Consider the following 14,156-nt stretch of genomic DNA (forward strand, 5'->3'; position numbering starts at 1 on the left):
CCAACCGCCCCAGAAACCCGGGAACCGGCCCATCCGTTTAACGCCCGATGTCGGCGGAGGCGGCTATCTATCCAACCCCGAATTCCGTGTCAAATCGTTTTTTACAAAACTTTCCGACCAACCCGCCAGCCAACCCGAAGGCTTTCGGCGGAGCCGGCAGCTTCTAAAGAAACTACCGAACCCAGTCAAGCAACTTTCCGAAGAAAAGTAGAAGCCAGACTGGAGAGAAACACTTCGAAGTTCTTGCGAACTCTTTGGTATTTCTTGGAGGGCGGCTTCTAAAGAAGCCAAACCTTCCGGTCAACCACCCTTTTTACTTTTGATTTCCTGGCGACCAAGGCCGCTTCAGAGCGCAAAAATTACCCAGGACGCGCCACGAGGGAGCGCCGCAAGTTCGAAAGGATTCGATTGAGGCTGCGGAACTTAACGATCCACTTTCAGAAACGCAAGCCCCGAAGGGCGAAGGTTCCGTCCGGCGGGCCGTGGCCCCGAAGCGAGGGGCGGCTTCTAGAGACCCCTCCCCGCCCCTGCAACCCTGGAATCGCCAATCCATCCCCAGGCGCCCCATTCCGCTGTGCATGAACGACGTCACCCGAAATGCCCCCGAAGGCGGCAGGGGGACTTGCCTCGAGCCTCCGCCTCCCTCAGAAGGCTGAGCACTTCGAAAGCGCCGCCGTCATAGGCAGCTGCGCTTATATAAGGTGACCGGCGTCCATGTTGTCCCAGAAGGCGCGTTACGCCCTGCGCGCGATGATCGAACTGGCTCGGGAGAACGGGCAGGTGACCGCCGGCGAGCTGGCCGAGCGCGCCGATGCGCCGCGCAAGTTCCTGGAAGCCATTCTTCTATCTCTGGCGCGCGAGGGCCTGGTGGTCAGCCGGCGCGGCAAGTTCGGCGGCTATGTGCTGGGCCGCCCGGCCGACCAGATCAATTTCGCCGAGATCATCCGTCTGGTCGACGGCCCCCTGGCCCTGACGCCCTGCGTCAGCCGCACGGCCTTCCGCCGCTGTGAGGACTGCCGCGACCTGGCGACCTGCGCGCTGCGCGAGGCGCTGCTGCGCGCCCGCGACGCCACGGCCGCGGTGCTGGAAGGCTACAGCGTCGCCGACGCCGCCCAAGGCGCCGGCGCCGAACTGATCGAAGGCTGAGCGCGCGCTCTATATAGAGACGCCCCCCTCCTTGATCCTCGCTCAAGTAGCGAAGCGATAGCGAGGATCAAGCGCGGGCGTCAGCCCGCAGAGATATAAGCCTTGAGGCCGTCGGCTTCGGCCTGGGTTTCGCTGATCTTGTACTTCACCAGGTCGCCGATCGAGATGATCCCGGCCAGACGCTCGCCGCGCACCACCGGCAGGTGACGGATACGGCGGTCGGTCATTCGCTCCAGCAGAGCATCGACCGTCTCGTCCGGCTGAGCGAACACCACATTCACCGTCATGCAGCTGGCGATCGGCTTGGTCAGCGCGCCTGCGCCTTCCTTGGCGATCACCCGCACCACGTCGCGCTCGGACAGGATGCCGACGACGGCCTCCTGCTCGTCGATCACCACCATGGCCCCCACCTTACGCGTATGGAGCAGGGCGGCGGCCGCTCCCACGGTCTCCTGGGGGGAGGCCGTGAACACGAGGTCACCCTTGGTCTTGAGGATCTGAGATACCAGCACTGCGCGTTCTCCCTTTTTCTCTGGAGAACAAGGGTCTCGCAAACAGGCCCCATGATCAATGGGGTGCGAAAACTTGGTCACTCCGGCTTGAAAGCTTCGCCGGTCGGGCCGGCCCAGCGCGCGAACGGCCCGATCATCAGCACGCCAGCGACGAAGCCGATCAGGTGCGCTTCCCAGGCCACGCCGCCCGCGCCCATCGTCAGGAGGCTGCCGGTTACGGCCATCACCAGGTTGACGACCAGCCAGCCAAGGCCCAGCGACAGCACGCGCGGCCCGAACATCGGTCCGACCTGGCCAGGACTGTCCATGACCCGAGCGGCCGCGCCCATCAGGCCAGAGACTGCGCCCGAGGCGCCGATCACCGCCGCCGTCCGGTCCGGATGGATCGCCGCATAGCCGATCCCGGAGGCGACGCCGCAAGCCAGGTAGAACAGGCAGAAGATTCCCCCTCCCCGGCCGTTAAGTCCCAGCAGCCGCGCGACCGGCGCGCCGAACGCCAGGGCGAAGGCGCCGTTCATCAGGGCGTGAACCCAGCTGCCGTGCACGAACATCATGGTCACGACACCCGTCCAGGCGCCCTCCCAGAAGTCGCGCGGGATCAGGGCCAGCGAGACGACCGTCTCCTGGCTGGCCGACAGCAACAGGGCGTGGGTTCCGATGATGGACGCCGCCGCGAGCAAGGCGGGCCAGGGGGCGTTGAAGATCGGCTCGGGGCGCTGGGTCGTCATCGCTCTTCTATCTAGGCTGCTTCGCGGCGATGCGAAGGGGGCGCCTTGAGACCCTTCGTCGCGTTTTGGGGACGCCGCCACGGCCCTTAACCAATTTTTCGAGACCTTGGGGCTAGGTGTGAGCCTGTATCTTTTTGGCACGGGTGTTGCTTGCCGCTCCGTGTCGACAGTTCTCGGAGCCTCTCATGGCCTGGCATCGGAAGAATAAGACCCGCGCGGCGGCTCTCGCCGTCGTCGTGGTGATGAGCGCGGGCGGGGTCGCCCAAGCGCAATCGATGTCGACCAACTCGGCCTCGTTCAACGCCGGCTACGGCCGCAGCTCGGGCCAGGAGAACCGCATGGTCGACTATTCGACCCGCGACGTGAACGGCAACCGGGTGATCGTCGACGGCGTCATGCTGACCGGCGCGGACCAGAGCGTCTATTCGTCGAGCCGCAGCTCCGGCTCGCTGGACGCCTATTCGGGCGTAGGCGGCCTTGGCGGCTACGCCGGCTCGACCGCGATCGGCAACAACCTGACGGTCATCACCCAGGGCAACAACAACACGGTCATCGTCAACTCCAGCCAGGTGAACAACGGCAACGTCTCCGCCGGCTCGAACGTCGTGAAGGGCGGTACCGCGCAATGAACCTGAAGCGCACAGCTCTTGTGCTGACCCTGATGGGCGCCACGGCGTTGGCCGGTTGCGGCAGCGTGCCGGTGGCCTCGACGGCCGGCAACTACGCCACGCCGATCGGCACCGCGCCGGTCACGGCCAACCCCACCGACTATTCGGCGGCGCTGGTCTGCCTGAACCAGTACGCCCGCGCCAACCACGTGGCCGCCCCGCGCGTCGCCATCGGCCGCATCGCCGACTACACCGGCAAGGAAGAGTCCGACGGCTCGGGCCGCAAGGTCACGCAGGGCGCCTCGCTGATGGCGTTCTCGGCCTTCGCCAAGGCCGGCATGCCGATGGTCGAGCGCTTCGACACCTCGGTGTCGGAGTTCGAGCTGAAATACGCCAACAACAAGCTGATCTCGGACCGTCCCAACGCCGCGCCCGACGCGCCGGCGGACTTCCGCAAGATCCTGGCCGGCCAGGTGCCGGGCTCGGACTTCTATGTGGTCGGCGGCATCACCGAGCTGAACTACAACATCCGCTCGCAAGGCATCGACGCCTATGCCGGCGACAAGGACACCGACGGGCTGAAGGGCAACTTCCGCCGCCGGGTGTTCGTCATGAACATCGCCCTGGACCTGCGGATGGTGAACACCCGTACGCTGGAGGTGGTGGACGTCATCTCCTACCAGAAGCAGGTCGTCGGCCGTGAGATCAGCGCCGGCGTCTTCGACTTCCTCAATGGCAACCTGTTCGACATCTCGGCCGGCCGCGGGGCTCTGGAGCCCATGCAGCTGGCGGTGCGCGCCCTGATCGAGCGCGCCACCGTCGAGATGTCGGCCAACCTGTACGGCATGCCGGGTCCGCAGAGCTGCCTGCGTTACGACCCGTTCGGCGACGCCACGGTCGGCCAGACCGGCGCCTTCACGCCCGCTTACGACAATCTGGGAACGAACAATGCGCAAACCCGCGATGACCCGTCTCGCTGGAACGCTCGCCGCGATCCCGATATCCGTGATGCTAAGCGGGGTCGCTACTAGCCAGACCACCGGGTCCGGCGAAGTTCTCAACAGCCAGATCAATCTGAGCGAGATCTTCTCGGAGCAGACGCTCAACGTTCAGACCGTAACCGAAGGCGTCACCGCCAGCACCTTGGCGCACGCCAACGGCGTCTCGGTGGGCGTGACCAACGCCGACGCCTCGATCACCTCCGACCAGGTCAATCAGGGCGCGGTCTACGGCCACACCGTGGCCAATATCGGCGCGGACGCCGGCGCGGCGAGCGCCGTGCGCACCACCGCGGTCGGCAACTCGGCCGCCTTTGGAGCCTCGAACGGCACGGTCTCGGGCTTCTCGGTGCAGACCAATACGGCGGAAGTCACCGCGCGGGGCCAGGTCGAGGCCGAGCAGGCCAGCGCCGCCGACCTGACCGTCTCCACGCTGGCCATGGGCAACACCCAGGGCGTGACCCTGGACAACAGTTCGGCCGGCGCACGGATCACCCAGTCCAACCAGGCCAATGTCCTGGCCGATGGCGGGGCGATCGTTCAGTACGTTTCGGGGACCAGCGCCGTCACGGCCACAACGACAGGCAACAACATCAACGTCGCGGGCGGCAACCAGTCGGCCGCCCGTCTGATCACCGACCAGGCCAACACCGCCGACGTCACCCAGGCCAGCAAGTTCACCGCCTACGGCAACAGCTACCTGACGGCGACCATGGCCACGGCCACCGGCAACAATCTGTCGGCCGACAACGAAGGCCCGCTGCTGGACGTCGCGTCCCACCAGTGGAACACCTCGTACGTCCGGGGCCAAGCGGAGGGCTCCTCGTATCAGTTCGGCGCGGCCCAGACCGGGGCCTATGCGATCGGCAACTCTTCGCAGGTCAACAATGTCGGGACCGAGGTCGTCCTCGACAACCTGCAGACCAACACCGGCGGCGGCGTCGAGGCCGTGGCCCGGTTCGAAGGCGCCGAGGGTTACGACGCAGTGACCACCGCCACCGCCATGGGCAATGCGGTCAGCAGCTACGCCTGCTCGCGCTGCAACGCCCGCATGACCGTGACCAACACTCAGAACAACAGCGCCGACATCGGCGCCTCCTCGTCGACGACGATTTCGTCCAGCGGCCGCCAGGTCACGGGCGTCTCGACGGCGATCGGGAACAACGCCGGCTTCACGGTCGGCTCGCCCTACTAGAGCTGGAGACCTGACGGCATCACGCGAACCGCAAGCCACTTCGCTCGAAAAATGCTCTAGAGACCAAGGCCCCGTTTGGGCTTGGAGTGCTCTGATGACTTTCCGTTGGTTCGCGGCGCTTGCCGTGTCGCTCGCAACCTTGACCGCCTTCGGTCCGGCTACCGCCAGCGACGTCGGGACGTCGACCCTGCGCACGCCCATCGCCGCCGAGTATGGCTTCAAGGACCTGCTTCGCGACCCCGGCACGCCGCGCGCCGGACCGACGGACGCCGACGTCACCATCATCATGTATGCCGACTACAACTGCGGCTACTGCAAACGGATGGAGCCGGTGCTGGTCAACGCCCTGAAGGCGGACCGCCGCCTGGCCGTCGTTCACAAGGAATGGCCGATCTTCGGCGACGTGTCCGAGCATGCCGCACGGGTGGCGCTGGCGGCCAACTATCAGGGCCAGTACCCTGCGGTGCATCGCGCCTTCATGTTCTCCCCGACCCGGCTGAGCGACAAGGCGACCGTGGAGGCCATCGCCAAGCAGTCCGGCGTCGACTGGGCCCGCCTGACCCGCGATCTGAAGACCCATGCGAGCGACATCGACGCCATCCTCAAGCGCAATGAGCGCGAAGCGATGCTGCTGTCGCTGCAGGGTACGCCAGGCCTGGTGATCAACGGCTACCTGGTTCCAGGCGCGCTCACCGACGAGCAGTTGAAAACCCTGGTCCAGAAGATCCGCGCATCGCAGAAGCCGGCGGCCTGAAGCGGCCTACTCGGCGTTGACGACGTTGTAGCGCTGAAGTTCTTCGCTGCTCAGACAGCGCAGGGTCGACTTGTCGCTGCCCGAGAAGGTGTCGGCCTTCTGCTGGTACATGACCTCGGTCAGCAGGCGGCGCGAGATGCCCATGCGGATCAGGAAGTCGTTCTCCTCGGTCGCCAGCAAGGCCGAGGCCTGCTCGCGGCGGGCGATGTTGTTCAGGGTCATGTTCGAGTCGTTGCCCTTGCGGGTGACGTCGACATAGGCCTGGTAGTCCGTGCTGGCCGTGATCGTGAACATGTGCACGGCGAAGGCCGCGCCCTCGTCGATCGTGCGGATCGCCCCGCCCATGAAGGCAAAGTTGCAGGCGCTGGCGCAGCCCCAGCCGTTGGGCACACGCGTCGGCACGCCCATGGCGCGGATCATCTTGCCGATCTTCAGCCCCTCAGCCGCGTCGCCGCCGCTAGAGCCGATCCAGACCTCGTCGATCGGATCGCGGCTCTCTTCCAGCGCGCGCTCCAGCTTGTCGGCGGCGCCGGGCACGATCGCCCCGCTGAACTTGACGACACGACGGCCATCCACCTTGGCCGACTGCACCTGCACCGGGCCAGATAGCGGACCGAACACCTTCTGGATGCTGGGGCATGTGGGATTGTCGGCGTCGGGCGTGTTGGCGCGAGCCGCGCCAGCGCCGAGCAGGAGGACAGAACAGGCGGCCAGGAGGACGGATGTCTTCATCGCGTCGGAGCCTACTACGGAGCGGCGGCCAGGGTGAAGCCCGTCGCGCCCACCGCGCGGCACAGAGTCTTGGTGACCGTGGTCTCCTCGCCGCTGATGATCACCACGTCGCGCACGGCGCGGCACAGGGAGCCGTCGGCGCGCTTGGTTTCGCTCATCACCGACGAACGACCGCTGACGTCCGGACGGCTGGTCGAGGTCCACTGCGCCTGGGCGCCGACACCCTGGGTGACGACGCTCTGGGTGGCGGTGGCGGCGGCGGTCTGTTCGCCCGGATTCAGCAGGCAGGCGATCTTGTCGGTCAGCAAAGCGCCAATCACCAGTCCGACGACTTCCGCATTCTTGATGCCGGCCTTCTTGGCGGCGAGCGAAGCGCCAGCGGTGACGCCCGCGCCCAAGGCGGCGTTACCCGATGCGCACGGCGCGCTCTTGGCCGCGCCGGAAGCCAGCTGGGCCAAATTCTGCGGAAACGGCGCAGCCTGCGCACTAGTGCTGACAACACTGATGGCGACCAGGGAGATCACGGCGGCGGAAAGACGCGACATCAGGCGGGCTCCATCATTTGATAGCCGGTTAGATCGTGCGCGAGGTATCGATCGAACGCCGTCATGTGTCGAGGTCTAGACGCGCCAAAAGACGACGATGCGACAACTTGCCCCGCAAGCACGTGGACGGGTTCTGAGGGCTACCGAAAATGGGGTTCAAGCCCGGAGCGCCGCCGCCTTTGCCCAAGCCGCGATCAAGCGTCTTACGAAACCGGAGTGAAAGCGGTCGAACCGGAAGCACGGCACAGGGTCCGGGTGATCTTGGCCTCTTCGCCGCCGATGATGATGATCTCGCGGACGGCGCGGCAGTTGGCGCCGTCCGGGCGCTTGCTCTCGTTCAGAACCGACGTGACGCTGGCGACATCCGGGCGGCCGCCAGCCGGAACGGCGGCGCGGGCTGTCCCTGCGCTGAACGCAGTCAGGGCAACCAGGGTCAGCGTGATCAGGGCGGCGGCGGAACGCGACATCGAACTGAACTCCAAATGATCGTGATCAATTAAATAGTGTGCGATCTGTTATCGAGCGATCATGAATGTGTCGAGAGGCAGACATGTGAAAAACGGGGCCTGCGACAACCTGTCCCGCAGTGCGCAACCGCTTATCCGAAAAGGGCTTCAGGCCTGGGTGGCGCATCCCTTGCGCGCAACCTGCGCAGGCCGGCTGTCGCCCCAGACGGCGACCTTGGTCAGCAGCTCACGCGGGTTGATCGGCTTGCCGACGTGGTCGTCCATACCGCTGGCGCAGTAGAAGGCCACCTGGTCGGGCAGCACATTGGCGGTCAGGGCGATGATGGGCGTCAGCGCCGCCTCTCCAGCCAAGCCGCGGATGGCGCGCGTGGCCGCCAGGCCGTCCATATGCGGCATCTGCACGTCCATCAAGACGACGTCGTAGCCGCCCGTGCGCGCCGCCTCGACCGCCGTGACGCCATCGGCGACCACGTCCGCCCGGTGCCCTGCTGCACGGACCAGGGCGCCGATCAGCTCGCGATTGGCCTCGTTGTCGTCGGCGACCAGCAGCCTCAGCGGGCGGACCTCGACCGCAGCGGGTTCCACTGCCGAAACCGCCGGCGCGGCGGCTACGGCCAAGTCCAGCACGAACCAGAAGCGCGCGCCCTGCCCCGCGATGCTGTCGACGCCGATCTCGCCGCCCATCAGCCCGATGATCTCCTTGCTGATCGCCAGACCCAGGCCTGTGCCGCCGAACGTACGAGACACGTCCGGTCCCGCCTGGGCGAAGCGATCGAAGACCAGATCCAGCATGGCCGCCGGCACGCCGACGCCGGTGTCGGCCACCGCCAGCTCCAGTCGCGCGGAGCCGGGCTCAGCGCCAGGCCGCAAAGCCGCGCTCAGGGCGACTTTGCCCGCCCCCGTGAATTTCACCGCATTGCCCAGGAAGTTGACCAGCACCTGGCGTAACCGCTCGGGGTCGCCCTCCAGCCATTCGGGACAAGCCGGATCGATGCGCAGGCTGAGGTCCAAGGTCTTGGCCTGGGCCTGGGCCTCGAACAGACCCACGGTCTGGGAGAGCAGCTCGCGCAGGGCGAACGGCCGGATCTCCAGGTTCATGCCGCCGGCTTCCAGCTTTGAGAAGTCCAGCACGTCGTTCAGTGTCTCCAGCAGCACGGCCCCGGCGTCGCGAATGCGGTCCAGCCGCCCGCGTTGTTCGTCGTCCAGGCGGGAGGCGGCCAGCAAATCGGCGAAGCCCAGGATGCTGGTCAGCGGCGTGCGCAGCTCGTGGCTCATATTGGCCAGAAAGTCCTGACGCGCAGCCATGGCCGCCTCGGCGCGCTCGCGGGCCTCGGCCAGAGCGGACTGGGCCTCGACCTCCTCGGTGATGTCGGCCTCGTTGACCAGGACGCAGGGCTCGCCGGTCATCGGGTCGGGCGTACGGCGGACGGTCACGCTGTGCCAGCGAGGGCCGTGCGCGGTCGCGACGCGATAGGCGCCCTCGACGACCTCTCCGGCCAGGGCCGAACTCCACAACGCGCCGCCGACATCCCCATTGGCGAAGATCTCGGCGAAGCGCACGCGCGCCCCTGGATAGCTGGTCATCGCCGCGGGGTTGCCGAACAGGCGATATCCGTCGGCGTCATAGAGAGAGACCAGCGCGCTGGTGTGGCGCAGGGCCTCGAGGGCGCGCTGCTTCTCGGCCGGCGGCGCGACCGACGCCCCCTCGAACAGCATGGCCCGCCCGCCGCCCGGCAGATCGATGCGCGAGATGACGCTGTCCAGCGTGACCGCTACGCCCTTCGGATAGAAGGTCCAACGCTCCTCGACGGCGTCGCCGGCCTCGATGCGACCGGCGATATCGGCCATACGCCGCTGGATGGCTGGAGACTGGTCGGAGAAGTCGCGCGCCAGCAGTTCGTCCAGCGAAGCCGCGCCCCAGAGGTCCAGGGCGGCTCGGTTAGCGTAGACCTTGCGCTTTCGGACATCGTCAAACACCCAGATCGGCCGCCTCAGGCTGTCGAAGCCCAGGGTCAGCGGAACGGTGGTGTCGGAAGCGGAAAAGTTGTCCGTATTCGACTGCAAGGCGAGTACTTGTGCTCCGGTGGGGCGGGTTGCTAGCAAGGTCAGGCTTGGCGAGCTGTTAACACGCAAGGTTATCGCACCCTGATGGGGTATCGCCGCGCTCCGGGGCCGGCGGCGATTTAGACGTTCCCTCGGCGCGCCGCCTGCTATACGCCGCTCACCTTCACGACATTCCAAAGCTTTAAGTCTGTAGATCATGGCTTCTCCGACCCGCGCGCCCGTTCTCGCCCTCAAGGACGTCCGTCTCGCCGATGGGGCCAAGCCCCTGTTCGACGGCGTCGACCTGGCTCTGGAGCCGCGCGTGCGCGCCTGCCTGGTCGGTCGCAATGGCGCGGGCAAGAGCACTCTGCTGAAGATCCTCGCCGCCCAGGGCGTCGAGCCCGACAGCGGCGAGCGCGCCGTCCAGCCGGGCGCCAAGATCATCTTCGTCAGCCAGGAGCCGGAGATCACCGGCGAGACCCTGCTGGACTACTGCACGGCCGGCGGCGCCCAGGACTATCTGGCCCAGTCGGCCCTGGCCGACTTCGGCCTGGATCCGGAGAAGAGCTCGCAAGGCCTGTCGGGCGGCGAAAAGCGTCGCGCAGCCCTGGCTCGCGCCTTCGCCGAAGAGCCCGACGTGCTGCTGCTGGACGAGCCGACCAACCACCTGGACATCTTCGCGATCCAGACGCTGGAAGAGGAGCTGGCCGCCTCCAAGTGCGCCGCTCTGATCGTCAGCCACGACCGCGCCTTCCTGAACCGCGTCACCCAGCGCACCTTCTGGCTGGAGCATCGCAAGGTGCGCCGCCTCGAAAAGGGCTTCGCCGAGTTCGAGACCTGGAGCGAACAGGTTCTCGCCGCCGAGGCCGACGAGGAGCGTCGCCTGAACAAGGTGCTGGAACGCGAGAACGCCTGGCTGGCGCGCGGCGTCCAGGGCCGTCGGGCCCGCAACGAAGGCCGCCGCCGCGCCCTGATGGACCTGCGCGCCCAGAAGAAGGACCTGCAGGGCGACAAGCGCGGCTCGATGTTCATGGCCGTCGAAACCGCCTCGGTCTCGGGCAAGAAGGTGGTCGAAGCCAAGGGTCTGACCAAGAAGTTCGGCGATCGCGTGATCGTCGAGGACTTCTCGACCCGCATCCTGCGCGGCGACCGCGTGGCCCTGGTCGGCCCCAACGGCGCGGGCAAGACCACCCTGGTGCGGATGCTGCTGGGCGAGATCCCGCTGGACGCCGGGACCGTGACCCTGGGCACCAATCTGGAGGTCTCGTACATCGACCAGGGCCGCATGGCGCTGTCGGACAAGATCACGCTTTGGGACTTTCTGACCCCGGGCGGCGGCGACTCCATCATCGTGCGCGGCCAGCCCAAGCACGTGGCGGGTTACGCCAAGGACTTCCTGTTCACCGAGGCCCAGCTGCGCCAGCCCGTCACCAGCCTGTCGGGCGGCGAGCGCAACCGCCTGCTGCTGGCCCGCGCCCTGGCCAATCCCACCAACCTGATGGTGCTGGACGAACCGACCAACGATCTGGACATGGACACGCTGGACCTGTTGGAGGACCTGCTGGCCGATTTCGAGGGCACGCTGATCCTGGTCAGCCACGACCGCGACTTCATCGATCGCCTGGCCACCTCGACCATCGCCATGAACGGCCACGGTAACGTGCTGGAGACGCCCGGCGGCTGGACCGACCTGATCGACCAGAGCCCCGACTTCTTCAAGGGCGCGCGCGGCGCCGGCGCCGGTTCGTCCTTCACGCCGGTGGCCCGCAACACCAAGGCGGCCGCCCCGGCGCCCGCCGCGCCTGCGCCGGCCAAGAAGAGCGTCAAGCTGACCTTCAAGGACCAGCGTCGCCTCGAAGAGTGCGAGGCCCTGATCGCCAAGAGCCCGGCGATCATCGCCGGCTTCGAGAAAACCCTGGCCGATCCCAATCTCTACAGCCGCGATCCCGCCGCCTTCGACAAGACCATGAAGGCCCTGGACAAGGCTCGCGCCGATCTGGAGCAGGCCGAAATGGATTGGCTGGCGCTGGAAGAGAAAAAGGAAGGTCTCGCCGGCTGACCGCCGCGAACCCTCACCAGCGCTCCCTCTTGAATTGCACTTGCGAGCGTGCATTCTGCGCCGCCCAAGCTGCGGCGAAACGACACATTCGGCGATAAGCCCGCAACTGGGCGCAGCGGGGGCGTATTGATGATCGGAATGGCGCGGGCCGCTGCTCGCGTTCAACCGTCATAGCCGCTGCGCGACGCGGCCGAATGGGGGACGACCAAGGCATGCCGCATAGGCTGGCTTTGCATGAGCGCCAACGACAGACCGCCTTGCTGCTGGTCCTGTCGGTCGTGATCGTCGCCAGCCAAGTGTTCAGCGAATATCTGACGCGCACCAGCCTGGGCGTCGCCGCCTTCTGGCCCGCCACCGCACTGCTGGCGGCTGGTCTTCTGGCCCTGAACGGCTCGCGCCGCCTGGTCCTGTCGGGCGTCTTCGTCGCCTCGCACCTGGCCGTCGACCTGACGACCGGCGACGCGGTTCACCTGGCCCTGCTCTATACCGCTCTCGATACGCTGGAGGCCCTGGCCGTCTGGGGCGTCTGCCTGCGGCTGGCGCATGGAGCGCCGCGTATCCGGACCATGCGCGCCCTGACGACCCTGCCTACCATCACCACGCCGATCGCCGCCGTTTTCGCCGTTCTGTGCGCCGCAATCCTGAGCGCCGGCTTCGGCGGGTCATTCGTACAGATCGGACTGGACTGGTTCCTGCGCGACGCTCTGGGCCTGGCGGTGATGCTGCCCGCCGCCCTGGTGCTGATCGACGCCGAGCATCGCCGCTCGTTCAAGCGATCCTGGCCCGAGCAGTCGGCCCTGCTGTTCGCCGTCGCCGCCGTCACCCTGCTGTGCGCCCACCCCGCCTCGGGCGCGCCGCCGTTCCTGATCTTCCCGATCGCCCTGGCCACCGCCTATCGGCTGGGCGCGCGCGGCGCGGCCATGGCCTCGATCATCGTCGCGGTGATCACCCTGCCGATCGCCATGTCCGGCGCCTCGCCGCGCTTCAACGCTATCCTCGGTCCCGTCGCCCAGGCGCGAACCATCCAGGTGTTCATCGCGGTGCTGTTCTATACCTGCCTGGCCGCCGGCCTGGTCCTGGCCCAGCAGGATCGGCTCAAGCGACTTCTGCTGCGCCGCGAGCAGCTGACCCGCGCCGCCCGCAGCCGGGCCTTGGCCGCCACCGAGGCCAAGACCGAGTTCCTGGCCACCATGAGCCACGAGATCCGCACGCCGCTGAACAGCGTGCTCGGTTTCGCCCAGCTCCTGGCCGCCCGCCACGACCTGCCGCCCGACGCTCGTCGGCAGGTCAATCTGATCGACAGCGCCGGCGCGGCCCTGCTGACGGTGCTGAACGACATCCTGGAGTTCTCGCGCGTCGAGGCCGGCCAGATCGAGCTCCTGCCCCAGCCGACCTCGGCCCCAGCCTTGCTGCGCGACACCGTGTCGATCATGGCCCCCGAAGCCCGGGCCAAGGGCCTGGCCCTCAACATCGAGATCATCGACCCGGTCGAGGCCCTGCACGAACTGGACGCCGATCGCCTGCGCCAGGTGCTGATCAACATCCTCAACAACGCCGTGAAGTTCACCGAAGAGGGCCGTATCGACACGCGCCTGGTGATCGAGCGCGGCGAGGTCGAGGACCGTCTGCGCTTCGAGATCATCGACACCGGCGTCGGCATCGACCTGGACAAGCAGGCTTTGCTTTTCCAGCGCTTCTCCCAGACCGACAGCTCGACAAGTCGGCTGCATGGCGGCTCGGGCCTGGGCCTGGCCATAGCTCGCACCCTGATCGACGTGATGGGCGGCCGCATCGGCGTCGACAGCGTGCCGGGGCGCGGCTCGTGCTTCTGGATCGAACTGACCGCCCCGACCGCAGACGAGGCCTCTGCCCCCGAACGGCCGAAGGCCGCTACGCCGGGCGCAGCGCGGATCCTGATCGTCGATGACCACGCGGTGAACCTGGAGATCGGCGCGGCTCTGCTGTCGCTGGTCGGCTGCGAGGTCGATGTGGCCGAGAACGGCAAGCAGGCCGTCGATCAGGTGCAGAAGGCCGAGTACGACCTGATCCTGATGGACATCCACATGCCGCTGATGGACGGCCTGCAGGCGACCCGGGCGATCAAGGCTCTAGGGGGACGCGCCGGCCAGACCCCGATCGTGGCCATGAGCGCCGACGCCCTGCCCCGCCAGGTCGAGCGCTGCTACGCCGCCGGCATGGTCGACCACATCGCCAAACCCGTTCAGCGCGAAGTGCTGTACGCCAAGGTCGATCGGTGGATCCGGCGGCGCTAGCCCAACAAAGCGCTTTCCCCGGGGAAAGCCGGGGAAACGGATGAGGTGGGTTGGAACCGCCCCCAACCCCGCCTAACTTGACGATGAACAAGGGGG

General features: G+C 67.0%; 13 protein-coding genes and 1 pseudogene. 8 read left to right on the forward strand and 6 right to left on the reverse strand.

Annotated features, from left to right (window positions below; translation table 11 throughout):
• Positions 1–211, forward strand: a pseudogene (locus E1H18_RS26535) (hypothetical protein); the annotation flags it as partial.
• 503 nt (positions 212–714) lie between these two features.
• Positions 715–1,146: an Rrf2 family transcriptional regulator gene (locus tag E1H18_RS20310; RefSeq protein ID WP_172271886.1), complete on the forward strand. Its 432-nt coding sequence runs from the start codon at positions 715–717 to the stop codon at positions 1,144–1,146.
• 80 nt (positions 1,147–1,226) lie between these two features.
• On the opposite strand, the gene E1H18_RS20315 is transcribed toward E1H18_RS20310, so the two are convergent.
• Entirely contained in the window at positions 1,227–1,658 is a 432-nt protein-coding gene (locus E1H18_RS20315) for a CBS domain-containing protein (protein ID WP_172271888.1), read from the reverse strand.
• A 77-nt stretch (positions 1,659–1,735) separates the two neighbouring features.
• The gene (locus tag E1H18_RS20320) at positions 1,736–2,386 is read right to left on the reverse strand and encodes a rhomboid family intramembrane serine protease (protein WP_172271890.1); all 651 of its coding nucleotides are present in this window, start codon (positions 2,384–2,386) and stop codon (positions 1,736–1,738) included.
• Between the two features lie 185 nt (positions 2,387–2,571).
• Here E1H18_RS20320 and hfaA point away from each other — a divergent pair, with 185 nt between their 5' ends.
• From hfaA to E1H18_RS20340, 4 genes are all read left to right on the forward strand, one after another.
• Entirely contained in the window at positions 2,572–3,015 is a 444-nt protein-coding gene (gene hfaA / locus E1H18_RS20325) for a holdfast anchoring protein HfaA (protein WP_172271892.1), read from the forward strand.
• Complete coding sequence (gene hfaB / locus E1H18_RS20330; RefSeq protein WP_172271894.1) at positions 3,012–4,025, forward strand: holdfast anchoring protein HfaB; 1,014 nt, start codon at positions 3,012–3,014, stop codon at positions 4,023–4,025. The genes hfaA and hfaB overlap by 4 nt, the downstream gene beginning before the upstream one ends.
• On the forward strand, positions 3,943–5,187 hold the full coding sequence (gene hfaD / locus E1H18_RS20335; RefSeq protein WP_172271896.1) for a holdfast anchor protein HfaD: 1,245 nt from the start codon (positions 3,943–3,945) through the stop codon (positions 5,185–5,187). Before hfaB ends, hfaD begins: the two co-directional genes overlap by 83 nt.
• 94 nt (positions 5,188–5,281) lie before the next feature.
• Positions 5,282–5,941 carry a DsbA family protein gene (locus E1H18_RS20340; protein ID WP_172271898.1) on the forward strand — a complete coding sequence of 220 codons (660 nt, stop codon included), beginning with the start codon at positions 5,282–5,284 and terminating at the stop codon, positions 5,939–5,941.
• 6 nt (positions 5,942–5,947) lie between these two features.
• Here E1H18_RS20340 and E1H18_RS20345 read toward each other — a convergent pair whose 3' ends face one another.
• The 4 genes from E1H18_RS20345 to E1H18_RS20360 form a co-directional block, all read right to left on the reverse strand.
• Entirely contained in the window at positions 5,948–6,673 is a 726-nt protein-coding gene (locus tag E1H18_RS20345) for a hypothetical protein (protein ID WP_172271900.1), read from the reverse strand.
• A gap of 14 nt (positions 6,674–6,687) precedes the next feature.
• Positions 6,688–7,218 (reverse strand): hypothetical protein, encoded by a 531-nt coding sequence (locus E1H18_RS20350; protein WP_172271902.1) that lies wholly within the window; start codon positions 7,216–7,218, stop codon positions 6,688–6,690.
• A gap of 203 nt (positions 7,219–7,421) precedes the next feature.
• Positions 7,422–7,685 carry a hypothetical protein gene (locus E1H18_RS20355; RefSeq protein ID WP_172271905.1) on the reverse strand — a complete coding sequence of 88 codons (264 nt, stop codon included), beginning with the start codon at positions 7,683–7,685 and terminating at the stop codon, positions 7,422–7,424.
• Positions 7,686–7,832: 147 nt separating this feature from the next.
• Positions 7,833–9,749 (reverse strand): PAS domain-containing hybrid sensor histidine kinase/response regulator, encoded by a 1,917-nt coding sequence (locus E1H18_RS20360; protein ID WP_172271908.1) that lies wholly within the window; start codon positions 9,747–9,749, stop codon positions 7,833–7,835.
• Positions 9,750–9,945: 196 nt separating this feature from the next.
• Here E1H18_RS20360 and E1H18_RS20365 point away from each other — a divergent pair, with 196 nt between their 5' ends.
• Positions 9,946–11,787 carry an ABC-F family ATP-binding cassette domain-containing protein gene (locus E1H18_RS20365; protein ID WP_172271911.1) on the forward strand — a complete coding sequence of 614 codons (1,842 nt, stop codon included), beginning with the start codon at positions 9,946–9,948 and terminating at the stop codon, positions 11,785–11,787.
• Positions 11,788–11,999: 212 nt separating this feature from the next.
• Positions 12,000–14,060 carry an MASE1 domain-containing protein gene (locus E1H18_RS20370; RefSeq protein WP_172271914.1) on the forward strand — a complete coding sequence of 687 codons (2,061 nt, stop codon included), beginning with the start codon at positions 12,000–12,002 and terminating at the stop codon, positions 14,058–14,060.
• Positions 14,061–14,156 lie beyond the last annotated feature (96 nt).

This window comes from Caulobacter sp. RHG1 (assembly GCF_013181195.1).
Taxonomy (GTDB): Bacteria; Pseudomonadota; Alphaproteobacteria; order Caulobacterales; family Caulobacteraceae; genus Caulobacter.

Coding starts and splice junctions, on each gene's coding strand:
- hfaB (WP_172271894.1), top strand. CDS start 3,012: ATGAACCTGAAGCGCACAGCTCTTGTGCTGACCCTGATGGGCGCCACG.
- E1H18_RS20370 (WP_172271914.1), top strand. CDS start 12,000: ATGCCGCATAGGCTGGCTTTGCATGAGCGCCAACGACAGACCGCCTTG.
- E1H18_RS20355 (WP_172271905.1), bottom strand. CDS start 7,685: ATGTCGCGTTCCGCCGCCGCCCTGATCACGCTGACCCTGGTTGCCCTG.
- hfaA (WP_172271892.1), top strand. CDS start 2,572: ATGGCCTGGCATCGGAAGAATAAGACCCGCGCGGCGGCTCTCGCCGTC.
- E1H18_RS20365 (WP_172271911.1), top strand. CDS start 9,946: ATGGCTTCTCCGACCCGCGCGCCCGTTCTCGCCCTCAAGGACGTCCGT.
- E1H18_RS20340 (WP_172271898.1), top strand. CDS start 5,282: ATGACTTTCCGTTGGTTCGCGGCGCTTGCCGTGTCGCTCGCAACCTTG.
- E1H18_RS20350 (WP_172271902.1), bottom strand. CDS start 7,218: ATGTCGCGTCTTTCCGCCGCCGTGATCTCCCTGGTCGCCATCAGTGTT.
- E1H18_RS20320 (WP_172271890.1), bottom strand. CDS start 2,386: ATGACGACCCAGCGCCCCGAGCCGATCTTCAACGCCCCCTGGCCCGCC.
- hfaD (WP_172271896.1), top strand. CDS start 3,943: ATGCGCAAACCCGCGATGACCCGTCTCGCTGGAACGCTCGCCGCGATC.
- E1H18_RS20310 (WP_172271886.1), top strand. CDS start 715: ATGTTGTCCCAGAAGGCGCGTTACGCCCTGCGCGCGATGATCGAACTG.
- E1H18_RS20345 (WP_172271900.1), bottom strand. CDS start 6,673: ATGAAGACATCCGTCCTCCTGGCCGCCTGTTCTGTCCTCCTGCTCGGC.